Annotated in this window: 18 protein-coding genes and 1 pseudogene; 9 read left to right on the forward strand and 10 right to left on the reverse strand. The window is 69.7% G+C overall.

The genetic code is table 11. The annotated features are described in order from the left end of the window. Nucleotides 1-98: 98 nt before the first annotated feature. Complete coding sequence (locus ACFWSK_RS20130) at nt 99-2,870, forward strand: glycosyl hydrolase (RefSeq protein WP_383787837.1); 2,772 nt, start codon at nt 99-101, stop codon at nt 2,868-2,870. 82 nt (nt 2,871-2,952) lie between these two features. Here ACFWSK_RS20130 and ACFWSK_RS20135 read toward each other — a convergent pair whose 3' ends face one another. Further along, nucleotides 2,953-3,993: a LacI family DNA-binding transcriptional regulator gene (locus ACFWSK_RS20135; RefSeq protein WP_383787840.1), complete on the reverse strand. Its 1,041-nt coding sequence runs from the start codon at nt 3,991-3,993 to the stop codon at nt 2,953-2,955. Between the two features lie 224 nt (nt 3,994-4,217). Continuing rightward, entirely contained in the window at nt 4,218-4,379 is a 162-nt protein-coding gene (locus ACFWSK_RS20140) for a carbohydrate-binding protein (protein ID WP_362845308.1), read from the reverse strand. A 197-nt stretch (nt 4,380-4,576) separates the two neighbouring features. On the opposite strand from ACFWSK_RS20140, the gene ACFWSK_RS20145 reads away from it, so the two are divergent. Then, nucleotides 4,577-6,307 (forward strand): hypothetical protein, encoded by a 1,731-nt coding sequence (locus ACFWSK_RS20145; RefSeq protein ID WP_383787841.1) that lies wholly within the window; start codon nt 4,577-4,579, stop codon nt 6,305-6,307. A 125-nt stretch (nt 6,308-6,432) separates the two neighbouring features. Here ACFWSK_RS20145 and ACFWSK_RS20150 read toward each other — a convergent pair whose 3' ends face one another. Then, nucleotides 6,433-7,353 carry an EamA family transporter gene (locus ACFWSK_RS20150; RefSeq protein ID WP_383787843.1) on the reverse strand — a complete coding sequence of 307 codons (921 nt, stop codon included), beginning with the start codon at nt 7,351-7,353 and terminating at the stop codon, nt 6,433-6,435. 222 nt (nt 7,354-7,575) lie between these two features. On the opposite strand from ACFWSK_RS20150, the gene ACFWSK_RS20155 reads away from it, so the two are divergent. The 4 genes and pseudogenes from ACFWSK_RS20155 (at nt 7,576) to ACFWSK_RS20170 (ending at nt 10,823) form a co-directional block, all read left to right on the forward strand. Beyond that, complete coding sequence (locus ACFWSK_RS20155) at nt 7,576-8,478, forward strand: LysR family transcriptional regulator (protein ID WP_383787846.1); 903 nt, start codon at nt 7,576-7,578, stop codon at nt 8,476-8,478. Further along, a pseudogene (locus ACFWSK_RS20160) lies at nt 8,468-8,695 on the forward strand (AraC family transcriptional regulator); the annotation flags it as partial. The gene ACFWSK_RS20155 and the pseudogene ACFWSK_RS20160, both read left to right, overlap by 11 nt. A 334-nt stretch (nt 8,696-9,029) precedes the next feature. Continuing rightward, on the forward strand, nt 9,030-9,725 hold the full coding sequence (locus ACFWSK_RS20165) for a type 1 glutamine amidotransferase domain-containing protein (RefSeq protein WP_383787847.1): 696 nt from the start codon (nt 9,030-9,032) through the stop codon (nt 9,723-9,725). Nucleotides 9,726-9,869: 144 nt separating this feature from the next. Then, nucleotides 9,870-10,823 (forward strand): LysR family transcriptional regulator, encoded by a 954-nt coding sequence (locus ACFWSK_RS20170; protein WP_383787849.1) that lies wholly within the window; start codon nt 9,870-9,872, stop codon nt 10,821-10,823. Nucleotides 10,824-10,849: 26 nt separating this feature from the next. On the opposite strand, the gene ACFWSK_RS20175 is transcribed toward ACFWSK_RS20170, so the two are convergent. After that, entirely contained in the window at nt 10,850-12,928 is a 2,079-nt protein-coding gene (locus tag ACFWSK_RS20175) for a SpoIIE family protein phosphatase (RefSeq protein WP_383787852.1), read from the reverse strand. 472 nt (nt 12,929-13,400) lie between these two features. Between ACFWSK_RS20175 and ACFWSK_RS20180 the strand changes: the two genes are divergently transcribed. Then, nucleotides 13,401-13,742, forward strand: a complete 342-nt coding sequence (locus ACFWSK_RS20180) for a DUF5713 family protein (RefSeq protein ID WP_383787855.1) — start codon at nt 13,401-13,403, stop codon at nt 13,740-13,742. Between the two features lie 296 nt (nt 13,743-14,038). Here ACFWSK_RS20180 and ACFWSK_RS20185 read toward each other — a convergent pair whose 3' ends face one another. Beyond that, nucleotides 14,039-15,097 carry an endonuclease/exonuclease/phosphatase family protein gene (locus ACFWSK_RS20185; RefSeq protein WP_383787858.1) on the reverse strand — a complete coding sequence of 353 codons (1,059 nt, stop codon included), beginning with the start codon at nt 15,095-15,097 and terminating at the stop codon, nt 14,039-14,041. Nucleotides 15,098-15,254: 157 nt separating this feature from the next. Here ACFWSK_RS20185 and ACFWSK_RS20190 point away from each other — a divergent pair, with 157 nt between their 5' ends. Then, on the forward strand, nt 15,255-16,187 hold the full coding sequence (locus ACFWSK_RS20190) for an aminoglycoside phosphotransferase family protein (RefSeq protein ID WP_383787861.1): 933 nt from the start codon (nt 15,255-15,257) through the stop codon (nt 16,185-16,187). A 219-nt stretch (nt 16,188-16,406) separates the two neighbouring features. Here the strand turns inward: ACFWSK_RS20190 and ACFWSK_RS20195 are convergent, their stop codons facing one another. From ACFWSK_RS20195 to ACFWSK_RS20210, 4 genes are all read right to left on the reverse strand, one after another. Continuing rightward, a complete protein-coding gene (locus ACFWSK_RS20195) occupies nt 16,407-17,183 on the reverse strand; it encodes a DUF4232 domain-containing protein (protein WP_383787864.1) in 777 nt (258 codons plus the stop codon). Nucleotides 17,184-17,353: 170 nt separating this feature from the next. After that, entirely contained in the window at nt 17,354-17,830 is a 477-nt protein-coding gene (locus tag ACFWSK_RS20200; RefSeq protein ID WP_383787866.1) for a hypothetical protein, read from the reverse strand. A gap of 19 nt (nt 17,831-17,849) precedes the next feature. Continuing rightward, nucleotides 17,850-18,050, reverse strand: a complete 201-nt coding sequence (locus ACFWSK_RS20205; protein ID WP_383787868.1) for a type II toxin-antitoxin system VapB family antitoxin — start codon at nt 18,048-18,050, stop codon at nt 17,850-17,852. Nucleotides 18,051-18,254: 204 nt separating this feature from the next. After that, a complete protein-coding gene (locus ACFWSK_RS20210) occupies nt 18,255-20,339 on the reverse strand; it encodes a HelD family protein (protein ID WP_383787871.1) in 2,085 nt (694 codons plus the stop codon). A gap of 168 nt (nt 20,340-20,507) precedes the next feature. On the opposite strand from ACFWSK_RS20210, the gene ACFWSK_RS20215 reads away from it, so the two are divergent. After that, on the forward strand, nt 20,508-20,804 hold the full coding sequence (locus ACFWSK_RS20215; RefSeq protein WP_383787874.1) for an SCO4225 family membrane protein: 297 nt from the start codon (nt 20,508-20,510) through the stop codon (nt 20,802-20,804). A gap of 18 nt (nt 20,805-20,822) precedes the next feature. On the opposite strand, the gene ACFWSK_RS20220 is transcribed toward ACFWSK_RS20215, so the two are convergent. Continuing rightward, on the reverse strand, nt 20,823-21,446 hold the full coding sequence (locus ACFWSK_RS20220; protein WP_383787987.1) for an NAD(P)H-dependent oxidoreductase: 624 nt from the start codon (nt 21,444-21,446) through the stop codon (nt 20,823-20,825). Nucleotides 21,447-21,603 lie beyond the last annotated feature (157 nt).

The following is a 21,603-nucleotide window of genomic DNA, read 5'->3' on the forward strand; positions in this document are numbered from 1 at the left end:
TATTGACACTACGTTTCAGGAGTTTTACGTTTCCTTGACATCTGAGAGCGCTCTCAATGGGGCCTCCGTCCTCCTCCCACGACTTCGAGGTGCTGCTCATGCAAGCCTCCTTCTCCAGACCTGCCGCGGCGACGGTGCTGGCCATCGCCCTGGCCGCCGTGGGTCTGGTCCCTGCCGCGACCCCGGCGGCAGCCGCTACCGTCCCCGCAGGTTCCGGCAGTTACTCCGATGCCCGCCCCGCAGGCACCTCCGGACCCACCACGAACACCGGCGCCCCCGTCACGCCCAAGCTCACCGCGGCGGCGCGGGACAAGCCGGTCCCCACCAACGACTGGTGGACCTCGCTCGCCTACCAGCGCTATGGCGACAACCCGTACTCCACCCCCATGTACGGCCACCCCCTCACCTACCAGGCCACCTCCGGTGGACTGGAGGTCGGCTACCCGACCACCCCAGCGGTCGTCGGGGACGGCCGCCAGTACGAGTACGCCCACAAGGCCGACCTGACCGTCGGTCTCAACGGCCTCAACTCCCCCGACACCAAGGCCGACGCCTGGTCCGACTGGACGGTCACCCCCTACTGGTCGGACGGCGCCCGTACCCTGCGTACCACCATCGGGCACGGCATGCCCTTCGTGTACGCCAAGGGCTCCGGCGGGGACGCGCGGATCACCACGGCGGGCACACCGACCGTCTTCGCCGACAACGGCAACGTCCTGGGCATCACCGTCGCCGGGCACCACTACGCCCTCTTCGCCCCCACGGGCAGCGACTGGACGGTCTCCGGCTCGGCCATCACCGCCGGGCTGGGCGGCAAGGACTACTTCTCGCTCGCCGTGCTGCCGTCCACCGACGCGCTCGCGACGTACCGCAAGTACGCCTTCAGCTTCGTCACCGGGTCCCAAGTGAGCTGGGAGTCCACCGGCGGCACCGTCAAGGCGACCTACAGCCTGACCACCGAGGCCAAGGAGGGCACCGAGCGCGGCACGCTCCAGGCCCTCTACCGGCATCAGTGGCTGCACACGTCCGACGCGCTCACGCCGTACACGTACGTATCCCCGCGCGGCACCATGAAGGTGCGGGAGTCCGCCTCCTTCACCACCAGCCAGAAGAACTCCGGCGTGCTGCCCGCGCTCCCCGCGTCGAGCGGCGTCGACAAGGCCCGCCTGACGGGGTATCTCAACGAGGTGGCGAACGCCTCCGATCCGTTCTCCGGCGCCACTGACACCTACTGGACCGGCAAGGCGCTCGGCCGTCTCGCCCAACTGGTCCCCGTCGCCGACCAGATCGGCCAGCCGGGTATCCGGGACAAGCTGCTCGGCCTGATGAAGGGCCGGCTGCAGGAGTGGTTCACGGCGGGCGGTGCCAGCGAGTTCAGTTACGACAAGGACTGGAAGACGCTGACCGGTTACCCAGCTTCCTACGGCAGCGACACCGAGCTCAACGACCACCACTTCCACTACAGCTACTACGTGTACGCGGCGGCGATCGTCGCCCAGTACGACCAGGCGTGGGCCGCCGACTCCGCCTGGGGCACCATGGTCAAGACCCTCGTGCGTGACGCGGCCAACCCCAGCCGCACGGACAGCGCGTACCCGTTCCTGCGCGGCTTCGACGTGTACGCGGGCCACAGCTGGGCCTCTGGTCATCAGGGATTCGCCGCGGGCAACAACCAGGAGTCCTCGTCGGAATCCATCAACCTCAGCGCCGGACTCGTCCTGTGGGGTGCGGCGACGGGTGACACCGCACTGCGCGACCTCGGCAGCTACCTGCTGACCACCGAGTCGGAAGCGATCACGCAGTACTGGTTCGACGCCGGCCAGCAGGTCTTCCCGAGCTCCTTCGGGCACGACACGGTCGGGATGGTCTGGGGCAGCGGTGGCGCGTACTCCACCTGGTGGACCGCGAACCCGGAGGAGATCCACGGCATCAACGTCCTACCCGTCACCGGCGGTTCGCTGCACCTGGCCCGCGAGAAGGCCGCGATCAAGCGCAATATCGCCGAGATGGAACGTGAGAACGGCGGACCCGCCGTCGAGTGGCGCGATCTTCTGTGGGAGTTCGAGTCGCTCGCCGATCCGGCCGCAGCGAAGGCCAAGTGGGACGCGGGCAACGCGGGCTACTCACCGGAACAGGGTGAGTCCAGGGCCCACACGTACCACTGGATCGCGACGCTCGACTCTCTCGGCGCTCCCGACCTGACCGTCAGCGGGAACATCCCGACCTCGGCCGTTCTCGTGAAGAACGGTGTCCGGACCTACACCGCCCACAACCACGGTTCCACCGCCCGTACCGTCACCTTCTCAGACGGCGCGACCCTCTCCGTCCCGGCCCGATCCACGGCCACCGGTACGGGCACGGGCGGCGGAGACCCGGATCCGGACCCGTCCACCGGCAACACCTTCCGGCTGAAGTCCGGCGGCGTCCTCACCACCGCCACGGACGGCGCCGCGGGGGCGGACACGCTGGCCTCCGCCGACGGCGTCAACCGGGACGGTACGCCGTACAAGCCGACGGTGTACGAGGCCAGGAACGTCGACGGGGCACTCGCAGCGGGCGCGTCCACCACGTTCCGCCTCCGGGTCGACGCGGGGACGACGGTCGGACTCGCTCCGCAGGTCAGGGTCAGCTACGACCTGACCGGAGACGGCTCCTTCGACCGGGCCGAGACCTTCCGCTACTTCGCGACCGACCCGGTCACGGGATGGGAGGAGTACACCCAGGCGGTGGGCACGAAGTCGGTGACCGGAAGCCTGGGCACCCTCAGGGGCGGCACGGTCCGGCTGGAGATCTGGAACGCCCTGAACAGCGGTACCTCCAAGGTGCAGACCGGTACGGACGGGGCCGTCCTGAAGATCCCGTACGCGTGATCGCCTGCGCGTAGATCTCTGGTTCCGATCCTCGGGAAGTACGCGCGCGGATGCGCACCACATGCGGCGGGTTTCGTGCCACTCAGGCCGAGGCCCGCCGCACCAGTGTGGTCGGGGTGACGACGGAGTCGGGGCCGTCGGCATCCGCCTGGTCCGCGCTCAGATCGCGCAGCAGCAGCCGGGCCATCAGCCGGCCCTGGCCCTCGATGTCCTGCCGCACGGTGGTCAGCGGCGGATCGGTGGCCTCGGAGACCGAGTCCATGTCGTCGAAGCCCACGAGGGCCACCTGCTCGGGAACCCGGATTCCCCGCTCCCTCAGCACCCGCAGGGCACCCGAGGCCATCAGGTCGTTGGCGGCGAACACCGCGTCGAGGTCGGGCCGCCGCTCCAGCAGCTCCGCCATCGCCCGTGCCCCGCTCTCCACGGTGAACGCCCCTTGGGCGACGAGCGTCGGGTCGACGTCCAGCAGGATGTCCTGGTAGCCGTGGAGCCGGTCCATGGCAGAGGTCTGGTCGGGCGGCCCCGCGATGTGTGCGATCCGCTCCCGTCCGAGGTCCCGCAGGTACTGCACGGCAGCCCGCGCGCCGCCACGGTTGTCCGCGTCCACGTACGGCACGGCCCGGTCGCCGGGGGCCGCGCTCCAGCTCGGCCGGCCGCCGTACACCGTCGGCACCCCGGCCCGTCGGGTGATCGCGGGCAGCGGGTCGTCGGTGTGCAGGGAGAAGGCCAGGGCTCCGTCTACGTGTCCGCCGGACAGATAGCGTGCGACCCGCTCGAAGTCGTCGGGTCCCTCGACGATCAGCAGGACCAACTGCGTGTCGTGCGCGGCCAGTTCCCGGCTGATCCCGCGGAGCTGCTGGGAGAAGAACGGGTCGGAGAAGATGCGGTTCTCGGGCTCCGCGATGACCACGGCCACGGCCCCGGTCCGCCGGGTGACCAAGGTGCGGGCTGCATGGTTCGGGATGTATCCCAGCTCGTCGACCGCCCGGAGGACCTTGTCGACCAGCAGTTGACGTACCCCGTCGCCCCCGTTCACGACCCGTGACGCGGTGGCCCGGGAGACACCGGCACGCGCCGCGACCGCTTCCAGCGTGGGCCGGGACCCGGGGGACTGCTTGGGCAAGGCAGGAGCTCCTCGTCACAGGACGGCGGCGGCACGGGCCGACCATGGCGACCACCGGATCGGGTACAGCGTAACGCCGCCCCGTAGGCGCGGCCGGAGCGCTCCCACCCGGTGGCCGGCGACCGCGCGGGACGCACTCTGCGCGACACAGCAGCGTCCAGTCGGTGGCTACGTGATCGAAACACTGCCCGACTCGGCTGCCCGGGTTCCGGCGGCCATTTCGCTCAGTCGGTCTGCTTCTGCCACACCTTGACGGCCGTTTTCGGGTTGGACGCGGAGTTCGACTTGTGTGTCACCGAGCAGCGGTACTGCTTCCCCAAATACGTGACCCGGTCGTTCGCCGCATACTGCCGGTTGACTTTCCACTCCGAGAATCCCGCTGCCATGTGAGGACTTCCTTTCCGCAGGCCGACACACTGTCTGCCTGCGGGAATCTTCCCACGTCTGCCGCTGCCTCCCGGTCGGCCGTCTCTCGAACGGCCTCGGGAGCGGTGCGCTCCCGGCACTTCGACGCCGTCCCTCCCCGACCGGTGAAAGGATGGTCGGGACGCGGGAGCACACACCGCGAGAGGGGCGGGGGAACATGCTGAAAGAGCCGAATGAGCTGGAGGGTCTGGACTCGGTGGACTGGCGCGGGCTGGAGCCGGAGCTGCCGGAGCTGTCGGAGCTGTCGGAGCTGTCGGCCACCGACGTGCCCAAGGTGCTGCGCCGCATCGCGCGGGCGGACGGCCGCACCAGGCCGGAAGTCCTGGACCGGGCGTTCGGCGATCTCCAGGACCTGCTCCTGGCCCCGGGCCGGGTCAGCGATCTGGGCACGGCCGCGCTGCCGTTCCTGGTGGACCTCGCCCTTGACCCGGAGACGGCCGCGCGACCGGATGTGATCGACGTGATCGCCGGCCTGGCCGCCAACGACGCGGCCGCCGGGCCCGCAGCGCCTTGCCCCGCCTGGAGTAGGGCCTGGCGGCGGCACTGGCCCCGACTGAGCATGGTGCTGGCGGACGCGGACCAGCTCGTCCGCCGGTCCGCGCTGCGACTGATATCCGACCGGCCCGGCTCCCTGCTGGAGCGGTGGCACGAGGAGACCGACCTCTCGGTCCGGGTGACGCTGTTGCTTGCGCTGGGCGATGCCGCAGCGGCCAGGGAATCGGCGTCCGATGACTCGGCGTCCGATGACTCCGCGGGTGCCACGATCGCGGACGTACGCGCGGTGCTGGACGGCGCCCTCCACGGCGAGGACCGGGTGCTGCGGGTGGCGGCTGTCATCGCCATGGCCCGCCTGGACCCACAGGCGCCACTGCGCGCCCGCCCGATGGTGCTGGAGCTCCTCACCGATCCGGCACTCGCCCCGGAGTTCGAGAAGGTCTGGTACACCCTGAACTGCGAGTATCCGTACGACCGCAACGACGTCGCAGGCTGGGTCGTCCATCTCCTGGCCGACGACGTGCCGGCGGCGACCTCGTTCGTGGCCGGGCTCGCCGAGGCCGGGAGCCGGACCGGCGACGTGGAGCTGCACCGGTGCGCGCTGGACGAGGCATGGCGGCTGCTGGTGACCCGGCCGTCGGCGGCCACCGCGCTGCTGCCGCTGGCGGCAGGTCTGCTGGCCGCCCCGGACGACGACGTGCGCTACAAGGCGACGCATCTGCTGGCGGTGCTCGGCCCCCTGGCGGCCCCGTACGCCGATCGGCTGGCCGCCCTCCTGGACGACCCCGGCGAGTCTCGGCTCTTCGACGGCTGCGTAGGCGACCACGCGCGGTGGGCCCTGACCCGGCTCGGCGACCCGCGTGCACTGCCGGATCTCGTCGAGCGGCTCGTCGCCCCGTACCGGGACTTGCAGGGCTGGGGTTACTGCATCGGCGACCCCCGACGGCCGGACGTCGCCGACGTACTCCGGCCGCTGCGCGCACACGCCGGAGAGCTGTTGCCCGCGGTTCGGGAGGCCCTGCGGGACGAGGTCGCCCGCAAGGGCTGGCTGATAGGAGATCTCCGCGAGGTGATCCAGGCGTGGGGCGAGGACCCGACGCTCCCCGGGGAGACGGAGCCGTACCCGCCCCTGTGGGAGCCACCGCTGATGGAAGCGGCACAGGCGGAGGCGACCGTGCTTGCGTTCGTGGCTGACGAGGAGGAGCAGCACTGGACGTTCATCACCGCCCTGACCTCGCTCATCCACCACGGGCACGCCTCCCCGCCGGTCCGGGAGGCACTGGCCACGCTGCGGATGGCGGACCGCCGGTTGTCGCGGTACGGCGACTACCGGGCGTTTCAGGAAGACAAGGAGATCCGCGAGCGTATCGATGCGGTGCTCGCGCTGCCGTAGTGCCGTACGAGCCGCGGGCGTCGGCCGCCCAACCCGGCAGGTCGCCGGCCGCCCCCTCTCCCCCCTCCCCGGGCAGAGGACTCAGGGGCGCTGCGTCCTGGAGTCCCGTGCTGACTCCTCACGTGTCATCGCGTACGCCTCTGCTCCCCGTGCTCGATCGACGTTCGGCCCGGGTCCTGCGCGGTTGTCACTGGTCGGGGTTGCGCGAGCGACGCGGCAACAATGATCACCAGGATCCCGACCAGCTGCAGAACCGACAACGCCTCATGCAGAAAGAGGTATCCGAGGAGAGTGGCCACAATCGGACTGCCCAGGGCGAGGAACGAGACCGCCACCACCGGCAACCTCTCTATCCCGCGGAACCAGATCGCATAACTGATGACTGCGCCCAGTGAGATGAGATAGGCGAAACCGAGCAGGTTGGGCCCAGTGATCGTGGCCGGCAGTCCTTCAACAGCCAGAGTGAAGGGCAACAACACGAGTCCGCCTGCGACGAGCTGCCAGCCGGTGAAAGGAAGGAGCCCCACACCATCGGGGCGCCCCCATCGTTTGGTCATGGTGAGGCCGGTGGCCATGCAGGCAGCTCCACCCAGCGCTGCTGCCACACCGACGTAATCGAGGGCTACTGTCCCCTTGAACACCAGCAGCACGACACCGGTCGCACCGAGCGCGCACGCCACCACGTGCATGAGCCGGATTTTCTCCCCCACGAACAGCGCCGCCAGAATCAGTACGAACATCGGCTGCGCCGTCATGATCACCGCTGCGATCCCGCCCGGCAGCCGATAGGCCGCGACGAACAGCAGGAAGAGGAACGCGCCGATGTTGAGCGTTCCGAGCACCAGGGCGCGCCACAGCCACATCCCGGTCGGCAACGTACGGGCGAAGACCAGCAGAATCAGTCCCGAGGGAAGTGCCCGCACAGTGGCCGCCAACAGGGGGCGGTCCGGAGGTAACCACTCCGTCGTCACCAGATAGACGCTCCCCCAGATCGCCGGAGCCAGCGCCGTCACACCCGCGGTCAGGAGTTGCCGGGCACTCGTCATTCCGTGTCACCCTTTATTCCGCCGCCGCCCTTGGCCATGCGGCCGGCAGCTGCGCCGGGGAATGCGATGAGTTCACCATCGGGGGCGGAGGCACCGCACGGGCTGGTGCCATCAGGGGCCGTCTGTACTGCTGGACTTGTCACGCTCAGAGTCTCAGCCGGAAGCGATCAATGAGTCCAACACATGCTTGTCACCCCATCCATCGTGGATCACGATGGATGAATGGAGCTCCAGCAGATGCGCTACGTCGTCGCCGTCGCCGAGACGAACAGCTTCACCCGTGCCGCGGAGCGCTGTCTGGTCGTCCAGTCCGCCCTCAGTCACCAAATCGCGCGCCTGGAAAAGGAACTGGGCGCGAGACTCTTCGATCGCACCAGTCGCCGTGTACGACTGACACCGGCCGGTGCCGCATTCCTCCCCGCCGCCCGTCAGTGCCTGGACGCCGCAGAACGCGCCGCCGCCGAGGTCGCCGCCGCTGTCGGTGAGGTACGCGGACGACTCGCCGTGGGGCTTATCCCCACGGTCGCCGCAGTCGACATCCCACGTGCCCTGCGCGACTTCCGCCGGCGGTACCCGCACGTGCACATCAGCCTGCGCGTGGGCGCGAGCGATGAACTCGTCGAGCAGGTCAGGGAAGGCGCCATCGAAGTCGCCTTCCTCGGGTTACCGACAACGGCGCAACCCCAAGGCGTCACCTTTTATGAGCTCGCCCGTGACCGGCTCGTCGCAGTCGTCGCACCGGACCACCCGCTCGCCGGAGATTCGACGGTCAGTCTTCGCAGGCTTTCCTCCGAGGCGTTCGTGGACCTTCCGGCCGGGACAGCGGGACGTATCCAATCCGACCAGGCGTTTGCGGCCGCTGGTCTCGTCCGCGAGGTCACCTTCGAGGTGACCACCGCGGACTTCATGGCGCGACTCGTCGGGCAGAGCATCGGCGTTGCCATGCTCCCCTCCGCCTACGTGCCTCAACTCACCGGCGTCAACACCATCGACATCGCCGATGCCCCCGCCCGCGTCGAGTACGTCGTCTGGAGCCGAGGCAGCCGTACGCCCGCCGCGACGGCCTTCCTCGCTCTTCTCGACATCCCGGTCGTACGCGACACGGACGGGGAACGTGCGACCTGATCCAACAGGTCATGACACCCTGGACGGGGTGTACCCCTTCGAACTGGGCATCCCGAGCCGTGTCCTCGGCTCGGCCGAGGGCCTGTACGAGGTCCTGACCTGCTCCGTCGACGGCCGCCCCGTACGCACCAACGCCGACTTCTCGGTCACCGTCGAGCACGGCGCGGAGGCGCTGCGCACCGCCGGGACCGTCGTCATCCCGCCGTACGATCCGGCGCGGCGGCCCAAGAAAAAGCGTCACTCTGAGCTTCTCCGTCAGCTCCGCGACTCCGGGCTTGCGGCTCCTGCTACCGCGGTTGCCCGCACTCTGCCCGCACTCCGGAGCTGCCCGTCGGATATTCCCGGTGAGTCATTCGTCTCCCAATACCAGACATGCGATGTTCCATTGGAAAACCGTTGGGTAGCGGGTCTATGTTCAAGGACATCGCCGCACCGACGATCCGCGCCCGAAGGACCCGAAGGCACAGCCCTCGCGGAAGTCGCGGAGTGTCGAGGCGCACGATCACCCTCACCCGGGCCCCGACGGGCCCCGCACCACTGGAGGCACCCCCATGTCCAAGATTCTCTTCGTGATGACCGGCGTCGACTACTGGACGCTGGCCGACGGCACCCAGCACCCCACCGGATTCTGGGCCGAGGAAGCCGTCGCCCCTTACGAGGCGTTCACGGCCGCCGGCCACGAGATCGTCGTCGCCACACCCGGTGGCGTCGTCCCGACCGTGGACAAGGGCAGCCTCGCACCCGAGGTGAACGGCGGCCAGGAGGGCGCCGACAAGGTCGCCGCGGCCCTCGATTCCCTCGCCGAGATCAAGAACCCGATCCGGCTGGAGGACGTGAAGCCGGACGACTACGACGCCGTCTTCTACCCCGGCGGTCACGGTCCCATGGAGGACCTCGCCGTCGACGCCACCTCCGGCAAACTGCTGATCGACACGCTCGAATCCGGCAAGCCGCTGGCCATCGTCTGCCACGCCCCCGCCGCGATACTCGCCGCGACCCGCACGGACGGCACGAACGCTTTCGCCGGCTATCGCGTGGCCGCGTTCACGAACGTCGAGGAAACCCAGGCCGGCCTCGCCGACAAGGCGAAGTGGCTGCTGGAGACCCGACTCCTCGAAGCCGGCCTCGACGTCCGGACCGGCGAGCCGTGGGCGCCCCACGTCGTCGTCGACCGCAACCTCGTCACGGGCCAGAACCCCTCCTCCTCCGCTCCGCTCGCGGCCGAGGTCCTGAAGAAGCTGGCCTGACTCGGAGCTGACTGGCGGCCACACCTCGCCCGCTCGCCCGTCCCCCGCGCCGGGCGAGCGGGCGAGGGGGCTCTGCCGGACCTACGCCGATGCGCGCAGCCGCTCCCCCGCACCGCGAGTCATAGACATTACTAGGCTTACCGCATGAGGCATACAGATCCCAATGGCAACGGCCCACCACCGTCGCCATCCTCCGCGCCCCTCTCCCCGGACCTGAACCTGCTGCGTACGTTCCTGGCCGTGTACCGCTCCGGTTCGTTCACGGCGGCCGCCAAGCTCCTGGGAATCTCGCAGCCGACGGTGACCACCCAGATCCGCGTACTGGAGCGCCAGACCGGCCGGGAGATGTTCGAGCGACTGCCGCGCGGAGTCGCGCCGACCGCCGTCGCCCACGACCTCGCGGCGCGCATCGCCGCACCCCTCGACGCACTCGCCGCCGCCACCGGGCAGGACGCCGCAACGAACGACCAGGCCGCACCCGTACACCTCGCGGGGCCGGCCGAGCTGCTGTGCACCCTCGCCCTGCCCGCGCTCGCGCCCTTGACCGCGGAGGGCGTACGCCTCCGCGTGAGCATGGACCTCACTGATCCGCTTCTTGAGGAGCTTCGCGCCGGACGCCACGATCTCGTCATCGCGACAGGCCGCCCGCGCGGCAGGACACTGACCGCCGTTCCGCTCATGGACGAGGAGTTCGTGCTGGTCGCCGCGCCCACCTGGGCCGACCACCTCAAGCCGCGCCTCGCCGACATAGGGCCGGCCGCACTGCACACCGTCCCCCTCGTCACGTACGCGGAGGACCTGCCCATCGCCCGCCGCTACTGGCGCCATGTCTTCGGTACGCGCCTTTCCTGCCCGGCGGCCGTCACCGTGCCCGACCTGCGCGGTGTGCGCGCGGCGGTCGTCGCGGGGGCGGGCTACACCGTCCTGCCGCGCTACCTCTGCGCCGACGAACTCGCCTCCGGCACGCTCGTCCTCCTGTACGAACCCGAAGACCCGCCCATCAACACCGGATACCTCGTCCAGCGGCCCGGCACCCCGGACAACCCCGACGTCCTACGGGTGCGGGACCTACTGCTCCGGGCGGGACGCACCTGGTGACTGCTGCGACTCGCCCGTCAGCAGGCTCACCGGCGGATGCGGGCGATGAGCAGGGCCACGTCGTCGTGGTCACCGGGGTGGCGCAGCGCGGCCAGGAGGTGATCACAGGTGGCTTCGAGGTTGCGGTGCGGGCCGTCGAGGACGGTGAGGAGCAAGTCCAGACGGGTGTCGATGTCCTGATCGCGGGTCTCGACCAGACCATCGGTGTACAGGAGTAGTTGGTCGCCGGGGTCCAGGTCGACGGAGGTGGTGCGGAAGGGGACGCCGCCCACGCCCAGTGGGGCGCCGGTGGGCAGGTCGAGAAGCTCGGGTGTGTGTCCGGGCCGCATGCGGACGGGAGGCAGGTGTCCCGCGGTGGAGATGTGGCACTGCGCGGTGTGGGGGTCGTAGAGCGCGTAGATGCAGGTGGCGATGTACGGGTCGAGCCCGGCGGTGATCCGGTCCAGGTTGCGCAGGACATCCGCTGGGGGCATGTCCAGTCCGGCGAGTGTCTGGGTGGCGGTGCGCAGGCGCCCCATGGTGGTGGCGGCATTGATACCGCTGCCCATGACGTCCCCCACGACGAGAGCGGTCCTGTCACCGGTCAGGGACAGGATGTCGTACCAGTCGCCGCCCACCTCGATCGAGGCGCCCGCGGGCTGGTAGCGGGAGGCGACCTCCAGTCCGAACAGGCACGGGGGCGGGTCGGGCAGAAGGCTGCGCTGCAGGGTGAGTGCCGTGTCCCGCTGCGCCTGGTACCAGCGGGCGTTGTCGATGCAGACGGCCGCTCGGGCGGCCAGCTCGCCGGCCAGAGTGGCGTCGTCGTCGGTGAAGGGCAGCGGGTTCCGGGCGCGTACGAGGTCGAGGGCGCCGAGGACTTCCCCCCGGGCGATCAACGGGACCGCCAGGTAGGAGTGGACACCCGCCTCGGCGAGGAGCGCGGCGGACCGGGCGTCGCGGGCGATGAGATCCAGATCGGCCTCGCCGACGTGCGGGACCATGACGGGCCGACGGGTGTTGACGCAGCGGGCGATCAGCCGTTCGGCGTCGTAGCGGGCCACTTCGCCCGGAGGGTCGGCTGCCGTGACGGCATCGGTGGGATAGGCGGTGGCGACGGCCAGGGCGCGGAACACTGCGGGCCCGTGCGAGGGATCGGGACTGCGGTGTCCGTTGAGGACGGCCTCGAGAACGTCCACCGCGCCCATGTCGGCGAGTTCGGGTACGGCCACATCGGCGAGTTCCCGGGCGGTCTGATCCAGGTCCAGAGTGGTGCCGATGCGTACGGATGCGTCGGCGACCACGGCCAGACGGTGCCGGGCACGTTCGGCGTCCAGGGCCGCGCGGTGCCGGTCGGTCACGTCCACGGCCGATATGCCGACACCGAGTACCTTCCCACTGGAGTCCTCCAGCCGGTAGAAGGAGACCGACCAGGCGTGCTCGATGTCGGGGTCGTCGTGTGTACGGCCCACGGTGTACCGATCCACCAGCGGAGTGCCGGTGGCCAGGACCTGCCGCATCGCGGATTCGACGGTCCCGGCGTCCATGAACGGCAACGCTTCTCGCACGTTCCGGCCGAGGTGGTCCTTGGCCGGAAAACCGTTGATCCGCTCCAGGGCGGGGTTCACCATCACGTACCGCAGGTCCGTATCCACGACCGCCAGCCCGATCGGTGACTGGTCAACCAATCGCACGGACAGAGCCAAGTCGCGTTCCACCCGGCGCAGGGTTGCCTGGTCGGTGGCCAGCCCGAGGGCGTACAGATCCCCTCGGTCATCCAGCAGCCGCATGTTGCGGAACTCCAGCAGCCGCGTACCGCCATCCTTGTGCCGTACGGGGAAGGTACCCGCCCAGCTTCCTTCGCCGGCCATGACCTCGCCGAACAGCCGGAGCACAAGATCGACGTGCTCCTCCGCCACCAGCAGCTGGATGGCAAGCCGTCCGAGCGCCTCCTCGGCGGTGTACCCGATCAATGTCTGCGCCTGCGGACTCCAGAACACGATCCGGCCGTCCGAGTCCAGGACTATCGCCGCCACCCCGAGCACGTCCAGCAGCCCGCCCGGAGGCGAGCCGGCCAGTTCGGCCCGTCCGGCACGGCCCGGATCGGAACGAGACCCGTCTGTAGCCATCCTCTGCCGCTCCTTCCGCCCCAGGCAGGCCGGTGGAACGCCTCCCTCTGCAGGCGCCGCGGCCTCTCCCATGGTCCCCTGCCTGAGCGAGCTCCGCAGCATTCCGCCACCAGGAGCCGCGCGCCAACCGGATCTCGGAGTCGGGGTGCCCTCCCAGCTGCGAATCAACCGTGTAAGGGGCTCCGGACGCGCACCGGGGCTCCCGGCGTGCGCGGCGCTTGTTGGAGTGGATGTCGGTGCAGAACCCGCAACCATCGATCCGGCTCGCGCGAAGCATCACCATGTCCTGGGTCCTGGGTCCTGGGTCCTTGGTCCTGGGTCCTTGGTCCTGGGTCCTGGGTCCTGGGTCCTGGGTCCTGGGTCCTGGACGACCGTGATGCGGGGCCCGCAGGCGCGGGAAGCCGGCCGAGTGTCAGTGGGGCCGGGCATGATCAGCGCATCGATTCTTCGAGCGGACAAGCGAGGCGGCAGCATGCCGATCACGTACGAGCAGGTAGCGGGACGGGCGTTTCTGCGGCAGCTGTACGCGGACGCGTACTACCCGGATCACGTTGTTGACAAGGGTCGGGCGATCCTGTTGCGGTTGTGTGAGCGCATCGAGGCGGAACGCCCCTCGGATCTTGCGGCCCTGTACGTACTCACCCACGCGGCGACCGAGGAGTTCAACCTGTTGGAGGCGGAGTTCGACGCTGCCGGGAGTGAGATCGAGACCGTTGCCCGGGAGGAGATCGGCGAGGACTTCTGGTTCGTCGCGTCGGCCTACGGGTTCTCTGACGCGGACACGGAGGAGCTGATCGGTACCCGGAACTGGTGAGCGAAGGAGGGCGGCCCCACCAGCCCCAGCCGACACCTTCGCCACCCAGGCCGGGGTAGGTGGGAGCTTCCACGGCCCTCCCCGCGCACGCCGCGTCCACGTCTGCTTCCGCCAGCGCCGCCCGTATCCTCTGGGCTGAACCGCTTGTCTCTCGTCCTGGCCACGGCCACTCCGGCCGGCTCACCGCTGCGGAGGAGACGGCACTGAGAAGAAGCGCCTCGCGGTGCGTCGGACGTCGAGCGAGTCCGTACCGCCGGTAACAACACCCTGCCCTCAGGCGGACGGCACCGGCCTGCTCATCCCGGTGTGATCCTTGCGGCGACCGGCAGATGGTCGCTGCTGGTGGCCGGCAGGGTGCGGATGTGGGTGACGGTCGCTGAGCGGGCCATGACCTGGTCGATCCGGGCCAGAGGGAAAGTTGCGGGGAAGCTGAAGGCGAAGCCCCGCTCCGCCACGTTCATCCGTGAGGTCAGCGGGGCCAGCCCGCGGTCGTCGACCGTGCCGTTGAGGTCGCCCAGCAGGATCACCGTTTTCAGCTGCTCGACCGCGACGGCCCTGCCGAGCAGGCCGACGCTCTCGTCGCGCCAGGAGGATGCGAGGCCGCTCGCCCGGACGCGGACCGAGGGTAGGTGCGCGACGTACGCCGCGATCTCGCCGCGCGGCGTGTGGACCACAGCCCGCAGCCCGCGGTTCCAGGACCCCGCGATCCCCTGCGGTTTGATGTCCAGTGGCCGGGCATCGGTCAGCGGATACTTCGACCAGAGCCCGACGGTGCCTCGAACCGCGTGGTACGGGTAGGCCGGGGCGAGACTCTTCTCGTAGACCGGCAGCGCCGGGGGCACCAGCTCCTGAAGCGCAATGAGATGGGGTTCGGCCTCAGCCAGGGCGCGGGCCGTGCCCGCCGGGTCTGCGTTCTCGTCGCTGACGTTGTGCTGCACCACGACCAGGTCGTGGGCGCCGGGCTCGCCCCCGGGCAGGAGCAGCCCGCCGAAGAGGTACGTCCAGGTCGCCGCCGGCAGCAACAGGGCCACCAGCGCGGTGGCTGAACGGCGCAGCAGCGCCAGGCAGAACAGGGGTACGACCGCCAGGCCGAGCCAAGGCAGGAACGTTTCCAGCAAACTCCCCAGTCGGCCCACGGTGTTGGGCACCGCCCGGTGGAAGGCCAGGAGCCCGGCCGTCAGCACCGCGCATGCGGCGGGCGCCCGCCCCCGTGTCCACGCGGACCGGCCCCTCTCATCTCCCTCCGCACCCTCGCCCGTAACCCGCTGCCCGGCCCGGCGCCGCGCACCCCAGGACGCCGCTGCCTTCACCGTCGACGTCACACCACTGTCCGACCGTTCCACCTGGATTCCCATCCGCTCGACCTCGTTCCCCAAGACGAATCACCAGGTGAATCAGTTGCCGTTCCCGTCAGCTCAGCAGAAACGGCTCACTGATCCGGGGGGGGCGGGGGGCGGCAACCTGACGCGCTCCGAATCGCCGGACACCTGCAGGACGCGTAGGGTGCCCCGGATGATGGGGACACCAGAGGCATTCTCGCGGAGCACCATCGAGCGCGAGGGCGCGGCCGGAACGGACTGGATCGCCGAACTGCCCAGGATTGTTGACGAGTTGCTGGAGCGCTGGAATTGCGTACCGGACGGCACGGTCACGCATGGGGGCGTCGGGGTCGTCGTCCCCGTACTCCGCCCCGCCACGGGCGCCGCTGTCCTGAAGGTGTCGTTCCCGCACCCCGGCAACGTCCATGAGCCGGATGCCTTCGCGGCCTGGCGTGGGCGTGGAGCCGTCCTGCTGCATGCGCGCGATGACGCGCGCTTCGCGATGCTGCTGGAGCGTGCGGAGACCTCGACCCTGGCGGAAATCGAAGACGGCGACACGGTGGTGGAAGTCGCAGGGCGGATCAGCCGTCGGCTGGCCATCCCCGCTCCCCCCGGCCTCCCCCGGCTGCGGGACCAGGCCGACGCCTGGGAGGCGCAGCTGCGCCAGGATGCCAGTGAGCTGACGCACACACTGTCGCCTTACGTCGTGGACGCGGCGGTGGCGACCGTCCACGAGCTCGCGCGCGTTCAGCCGGACATCGTCGTCCACGGCGACCTCCACGCCGGGAACATCCTGCGCGCCGAACGCGAACCCTGGCTGGCCGTCGATCCCAAGGGGTACGTGGGAGACCCCGCCTACGACGGCGGCACCTTGTTGAAGTCCCGCGCGCTGACGCTCCTCGAAGCGGACGACCTCCGAGCGACGGCCCACCGCTTCCTGGACATCTTCGCCGACGCTGCGGAGCTCGATCGCGAACGCGTCCAGCGTTGGTCCCAACTTCACGCAGTGCAGGCAGCGTTCTGGGGCCGTCGTCACGGATTCCGCAGAGCGCGCAGTGGGCCGGAGCTGGACTGGCTCACCGATTTCGCAGACCACCTGGCCGCACTGCTCACAGAACGCGTCTGACATCCGATTTGTGCCGGTGAACTGCGCGGCGCGATGTTGCCTCCTGAGCGACAGGGGGAAGGGGCCGGGGCGTTACGGCAGCGGAACGCGTCCACCCGCTCGGTGAGCGGATGGACGCGATACTGCGGATTGCGGACTGCGGACTGCGAACAGCGGCCTGCGAATGGGGAATGCGGATGTTCGTCTGCGGACTGCAGGGCTCCGGACTGCTCGGGAACTCTAGAAGTCGTCGGCGCCGTTGCGGAGCTCGTACGTCCAGTAGCCGGTCTTGGCAACCGCGTCGTCGACCGCGATGCCGCCCTGGGGAGCGGTGACGCTCTTGCTGCCCTCGGCGGGGCCGTCGGAGGCGAAGAGGTTCACGTAGAAGGAGGTGACGGCATGGTTCTTCTCGTCGACGCCACCGTTGTTGATCCGCACGGCCGCGTACGCCGGGGCGCCGGCCTCGAGCACGATGGGTGTCCCCGGCTTGCTCTTGGCGACCGGCGGAACGTCCTTGGAGGTCTGGGGAAGGTCACCGAACCCGATCAGGGGGTACTGCAGCAGGGTGCAGGTGCGACCCGAGGTGTTCTTCGCCGTTAGCGTGATGTGGGTGGTGGGCACGCCGCCCCCCTGCTTGGCCGCGGTGACCTTCACATCGTTGACGGTGCAGGCCGGGGTCTTGGCGGCGCTCTTCTTGGCGCCTGCCTGGGCGGCGGTGCCGCCGGTGGAGCCTCCCGTGTCCGAACCTGCGGTGCCCGAGCCTGCGGTGGTGGAACCGGTCGTCCCCGAACCGGATGTGCCGGAACCGCCAGTGGTCGAGCCGCTCGTGCCCGAACCGTCGGTGGTCGAACCAGTCGTGCCGGTACCCGCCTCGCTCTTGGCGGCCTTCGAGGCCGCGACGGGCGCGGTGGCGTCGCCCTTCGCCTTGTCGTCCCCGCCGCAGGCGGTGAGCGCCATGCTGAGGGCGGCTACGGCGGTCGCGGCGAGAACGGCAGGACGGCGAATGGAGTTACGCATGTGGGGCTCCCCGTTTGATGCGGTCAGTACGTGGTCGATGTCCGGTGCGAACATCTGGTCTGCCCTCAGCTTGCGGCTCCGCTCTGCCGTCCTGCTGACGTACCGCTAACGTCCCGCTGACGCCCGGGGATCTCGGCCGTCGAACACATGGCGCCGGGGGTCATCGTTCGTCAGTCCCAGGCGTTGAAGAGCACTCCGCCCAGTGTGGTGATGCCGTAGAGACGGACGTAGCGCCACTCGCCCTGCGTCATGACCGAGGTGTCGACGTCGGACAGAGGCATGGTGAGCTGCTCGTGATCGAGCACCTGGAAGCCCCCGTGGGCGAAGCCGAGAGCCCACGGGGGCGGCGCCTGGAACTCCTCGGTGTACCAGTCCCGGCGTTCCTCGGCGAAGGCGATCCACGGGTGGTGGGCGTGACACAGAATGACGCGCCCGCCCGTGCCGTCGGTGACCTCCGCGCTGTGGAAGGTACGCGGATAGGCCCGTTCCTCCAGGTCGCTCACCCTGCCTCCGACGGCGCGGGCAGCCGCGTACAGCGCGGCGCGGAAGGCTCGGAGTCCGGTCTCGGGGAGCCGGCCCTCCTTCGGACGAAAGAAGCCTGTCGCTCCCCGTGGCAGCGTGAAGCGCGCGTGCTGGTCGTTGACCACACGCCCATCCTGTCAGTGGTCAGCCCTGTGGTTCCTGCGGACGGGCGTCGGCCTCGCGCAGGCTCTGGTCCTTGAGCTCGGTGCGTGCCTCGGTGCGGTGCCCCCGGGCGATGTAGTCGCGCACGACCGCTTCGACGGCGTCCTGGGGCGAGCCGACTCCGGCCAGGACCATCACCTCTACCACCAGTTCGGCATCGAGACTGATGTTGACCTTGGCCATGAGTGGCGCCCCCTTCGTCGGACCGGGACTCTAACAGGCACTGGCCAGAATCTCCCGGGACCTCGGCGGGTGCACCACGCCAAGGAATTCGATCAGCTCTAGTAGCGGCTGACGTTCCCGCGGAGGGGCTCCCTTTCCGCAGATGCCGTGACGCGTGCTGCGAGGCGGTGAGCGGACCCCTCTGACGGGCCGCAGTCGGCCTCGTCAGGCCGACCGGGACTGCGCGTGCTGTGCCTCCTCGGGTCCGAGTGCGAGCGGCAGGGGCCTGGCGTGCACGATGTGCAGGCGGGAGACGGCCCGGGTGAGAGCCACGTACAAGCGGTTCAGACCGCGGGGCTCGGCCTCGACGATGGCGGCGGGCTCGACCACCACGACGTGGTCGTACTCCAGACCCTTGGCCACGGAGGCCGGCACCACGGTGACGCGCGCGCCCAGGGTGTCCGGCCCGGAAGCGGTGATCCCGGCTGCGGTCAAAGCGTCGTGCAGCCCCTGCGCATCGGCGTCGGCCGCGATGACACCGATGGAACCGGCGTGCTCCAGCGCCGCGTTCACGGCTGCGACGGCAGCAGCGGCCGTGTCGTCGGCCGGTGCGACACTCGCCTCGCCGTCGCGGCGCAGGGAGCGGGACGGAGGTACGTCCACGTCGAGATGCCCCAGCAGACGGTTGGCGAGTTCGGCGACGGCGGCGGGTACGCGGAAGCCGGTGGTCAGAGGAGTGATGACGGCTTCGGGTTTACCCAAGTGGGCAAGGAGCAGCGGCCATTCGCGCGCGGCCCAGGGGGTGGTGCCCTGGGCAAGGTCGCCGAGGACGGTGAGCGAGCCGAAGGGTGAACGCCGTGCGATGACGCGGCACTGCATGGGGGAAAGATCCTGCGCTTCGTCGATCACGATGTGCCCGTAGCCGGCCGGGCGCTCGATCAAGCCGGCCAGTTCGTCGAGGAGTACGAGATCGGCCGCTGACCAGCGGGCCGATGTGTGGGAACGCGGCGGCTTGGCCCACAGGATGGCACGCTGTTCGCCCGCGTCGAGAACGCCTTCGGCCGCGACGGCGAGGAGGTCCGGGCGGGTGAGCAGGTCCGCGAGGATCTCCTCGGGTCGCACAGCGGGCCAGACGGCGTCGAGCACCGTGGTGACCGGGCGGGCCCGGGACACCTTCTGGACCCAGAGATTGGTGCACGGACCGGCACGGCGCTCCGCCTGTTGCTGCATGCGACGAACGATGCGGGTGCGAACCCTGTCCCGTCCGACGGCGTACGGAGGCTCCTCCGCGCGTACGTCCCGGACGATCTGCGCCAGTTCGTCGGCCGAGACGCGCCAGCGGTAGGAACCGTCCGCCACCGCGATGGACCGCGCCGGCTCCGGACTCACTCGCGCGTACAGCGCGCGGCGCAGGACTTCGGACAGGCGGAGGTCGTGCTTGGTGACGGCCGCGTGCTCACTGTCGTGCGCCGTGACCGGGTGCCGGGCGATCTCGTCGTCGAGCGTGGACTGCCGCACGCTCGTCTCACCGAGGGCGGGCAGCACTTCGGAGATGTACGAGAGGAAGGTGCGGTTGGGGCCGAGGATGAGCATTCCGCCGCGCTGAATGCGTTGCGGGTATGTGTAGAGGAGATACGCGGCCCGGTGCAGCCCGACCGCGGTCTTGCCTGTGCCGGGGGCGCCCTGGACGCAGAAGGTGGTGGCGAGGTCCTCCCGTACGAGGTGGTCCTGCTCGGGCTGAATAGTGGCGGCGATGTCACGCATGGGACCGATGCGAGGACGCTCGATCTCGCCGGCGACGATGCCGCTCTCCCGCGTCTCCCCCGCTCCGAGGTGTTCGTCCTCGATGCTGGTGAGGTCGGCGGAGTCGCCGCGGCTCGCGTACGACCATCCGAAGCGGCGCCGGATCGCGACACCGTGCGGATCATGCGGACCGGCCTGGTAGAAGGCCCGGGCCACGGGGGCACGCCAGTCGACGACGAGGGGCGGTGAGGACGGATGGGCCGTGATGCGCAGGCGCCCGATGTGGTACTTCTGACCGGCGTGGTCGCCCGCCGCCTCGGAGTCCGGGCCGAAGTCGAGGCGCCCGAAGAACAGCGGCCCCTCGGGCAGTTCCTGGTACTCCTTGGCCTGAGTCCGCAGCCGGTAGCCGAGCACTTCGGCGTCGGCACCGGATGCGGAGACGTCCTCGCCGACGACCACCTGCTCTTTTGCACCGTCGATCATCGCGTCGAGCGCGGTGCGGCAGGCGTCGTGGAAGGACCGTTCCTGGTCGAGGGCGTCGGTGAATACGGAGTCGAAGCGAGGCATGCCCCCACAATAATGCAACCTGATCGCGTTTGTTACTCGGTAACATTATTTATTCGGTTCCCCGCCCTGTGGCCGTCTCCCGCCGCCAGCGCCCGGCGGACGTGCAGCACGGCCATCGGCCGTCCCTTCGCACCCCGGATTCCGTTCGGTCCTGGCGAGCGCGTCGGCGTGGTGGCCACCTCGCTCACCAGGGCGCCTTCCTCGCCGGCCGTCTCTGGGACGGTCACGCTGTTCAGTTCCGACCCCGGATTCATCTGGGTGTGGCCCGCCTTCTTCACCGCTCCCGCCTCGCTTCTCGCAGTGGCGGTCGGCGGTTCGGTCCGGGGTGCGGAGGAAGTCCCCGCCTGGACCCTCGTCGGCGCACTCATCGGCTGCGCGCTGATCCAGTCATTTGTCCTCGGTGCCCTCCTGGAGGCTCTGCGCACCAGCCGCCGCCGGAGGTCCGCACGCCCGCACCACAGCTGAACCTCCTCGGGGGCGCGCTCAGTCCACCAGCGCGGCTGCCTGTCGGCGTGCCTGGTCCAGCCACGCCGCACGCGCCTCGTCGCTTGAGCCCGTGACCGTACGCAAGACAGTCCGGCGTACATCGCCGACTCCCACGTACGGCAGGACGCATGCCGACCAGATTCTCTCCAGCGGATCACCGAACTCGCCCTGCTCCCGGTCGGCAGGAGTGTCCGAGGTGTTCAGGATCAGAGCCCTGCCGGCCTTCAGAAGCCCTGCGGGCTCACCCTCCGCGGTCCCGAGCTTGTACGCGACACCGGGCGCGAGTACACGCTGGACCCAGCCCGTCAGGACAGCGGGCGGCATGCCCCACCAGTTCGGGTGGACGAACACCATGGCATCGAGCGTGGCCACCTCGGTGCGGTGCAGCGCCACCTGCGTGTCCTGGGCGAGCGGCGCCGTCCGAACCGTCCCCGTCTCATCGGCGGACAGCACCGGGTCGAATCCCTCGGCGCAGAGATCATGCGCCAGCACGTGACACCCTCGCCCGCGCAACTCCTCCACCACGGCTTCGAATACGGCGTGGTTGAAGCTTCCCGGCCTCGGATGCGCGAGGTACACCCCTATACGCATTGTTCGTCCCCCCACTCGAATCACGGTCATCTGTAACCGATACGCGCGGACCAACTCTTCGGACCCGCTCCACGGCTCATGGTCATTATCCGCGACCACTGCCCACGGGAGCGGGTTTTCGAGATCACGGCAGCGCCGTGAATTTCCGCGAAGAAGGCATGAATCCGGGGTGGGCCCCAGCCAGAAG

The organism is Streptomyces sp. NPDC058620, from assembly GCF_042717135.1.
Taxonomy (GTDB): Bacteria; Actinomycetota; Actinomycetes; order Streptomycetales; family Streptomycetaceae; genus Streptomyces.

Coding starts and splice junctions, on each gene's coding strand:
- ACFWSK_RS20165 (WP_383787847.1), top strand. CDS start 9,030: ATGTCCAAGATTCTCTTCGTGATGACCGGCGTCGACTACTGGACGCTG.
- ACFWSK_RS20130 (WP_383787837.1), top strand. CDS start 99: ATGCAAGCCTCCTTCTCCAGACCTGCCGCGGCGACGGTGCTGGCCATC.
- ACFWSK_RS20205 (WP_383787868.1), bottom strand. CDS start 18,050: ATGGCCAAGGTCAACATCAGTCTCGATGCCGAACTGGTGGTAGAGGTG.
- ACFWSK_RS20210 (WP_383787871.1), bottom strand. CDS start 20,339: ATGCCTCGCTTCGACTCCGTATTCACCGACGCCCTCGACCAGGAACGG.
- ACFWSK_RS20220 (WP_383787987.1), bottom strand. CDS start 21,446: ATGACCGTGATTCGAGTGGGGGGACGAACAATGCGTATAGGGGTGTAC.
- ACFWSK_RS20140 (WP_362845308.1), bottom strand. CDS start 4,379: ATGGCAGCGGGATTCTCGGAGTGGAAAGTCAACCGGCAGTATGCGGCG.
- ACFWSK_RS20185 (WP_383787858.1), bottom strand. CDS start 15,097: ATGGGAATCCAGGTGGAACGGTCGGACAGTGGTGTGACGTCGACGGTG.
- ACFWSK_RS20190 (WP_383787861.1), top strand. CDS start 15,255: ATGATGGGGACACCAGAGGCATTCTCGCGGAGCACCATCGAGCGCGAG.
- ACFWSK_RS20170 (WP_383787849.1), top strand. CDS start 9,870: ATGAGGCATACAGATCCCAATGGCAACGGCCCACCACCGTCGCCATCC.
- ACFWSK_RS20175 (WP_383787852.1), bottom strand. CDS start 12,928: ATGGCTACAGACGGGTCTCGTTCCGATCCGGGCCGTGCCGGACGGGCC.
- ACFWSK_RS20195 (WP_383787864.1), bottom strand. CDS start 17,183: ATGCGTAACTCCATTCGCCGTCCTGCCGTTCTCGCCGCGACCGCCGTA.
- ACFWSK_RS20180 (WP_383787855.1), top strand. CDS start 13,401: ATGCCGATCACGTACGAGCAGGTAGCGGGACGGGCGTTTCTGCGGCAG.
- ACFWSK_RS20145 (WP_383787841.1), top strand. CDS start 4,577: ATGCTGAAAGAGCCGAATGAGCTGGAGGGTCTGGACTCGGTGGACTGG.
- ACFWSK_RS20150 (WP_383787843.1), bottom strand. CDS start 7,353: ATGACGAGTGCCCGGCAACTCCTGACCGCGGGTGTGACGGCGCTGGCT.
- ACFWSK_RS20155 (WP_383787846.1), top strand. CDS start 7,576: ATGGAGCTCCAGCAGATGCGCTACGTCGTCGCCGTCGCCGAGACGAAC.